This window comes from Serratia sp. H1w (assembly GCF_000633355.1).
In the GTDB taxonomy this organism is placed as follows: Bacteria; Pseudomonadota; Gammaproteobacteria; order Enterobacterales; family Enterobacteriaceae; genus Chania.
This window is the reverse complement of sequence record NZ_AYMQ01000007.1, coordinates 1-740: the sequence shown is the minus strand read 5'-3', so window position 1 is coordinate 740 and position 740 is coordinate 1. Positions and strand designations below refer to the sequence as shown.

The window sequence follows — 740 nt, the reverse complement described above, 5'->3', positions numbered from 1 at the left end:
TGAACCGCCCCGGTTTTCTTGGAGAGAGTTAAGTCCAGAAGCTCAGGCTGCCAGATCATTATTTGCATTGGCAGCATAATAGGCTTTTTCGGCTTCTATCGGCGGTATGTGTCCTAGCCGTTCAAGTAACCTTCGATTGTTAAACCAGTCCACCCACGCCAGTGTCGCAAGCTCCACTTCTGCGTGGTTTTTCCAGCTCTTACGGTGTATCACTTCCGCTTTGTAAAGCCCATTGATACTCTCGGCCAGTGCATTATCATAAGAGTCGCCAGTGCTGCCTGTCGACGCCAACAGCTCCGCTTCCTGCAGCCGTTGGGTGTACGCCAGTGACACGTATTGGGAGCCCTTGTCCGAGTGATGGATTGTACCTGAAGGGCGACGTGCCCACAGCGCCTGTTCCAGAGCATCTAGCACGAACCTGGCTTCCATCGACGATGAGACCCGCCAGCCAACGATCGTGCCTGCAAACACATCGATGATGAACGCCACATACGCGAAGCCCTGCCAGGTGCTGACGTACGTAAAATCTGCACACCAAAGCTGATTGGGACGTTCAGCCACGAACTGGCGGTTGACCAGATCCGCTGCTGCCGCTGTTTTGCGACTGATTGTGGTCCTGATGACTTTGCCGCGGAGTACACCCCGAAGACCGATTGTTTTCATCAGACGTTCAACAGTACACCGGGCAACGCTAAAACCCTCGCGAAGTAACTGACGCCAGACTTTTCGTGCACCATAGA

The 740-nt window shown here is 53.8% G+C and carries 1 protein-coding gene; it reads right to left on the bottom strand.

From position 1 onward, the window contains the following. Positions 1–42: 42 nt before the first annotated feature. On the bottom strand, positions 43–740 hold a 698-nt coding region (locus U869_RS0102155; protein WP_025122499.1), incomplete at its 5' end, for an IS3 family transposase.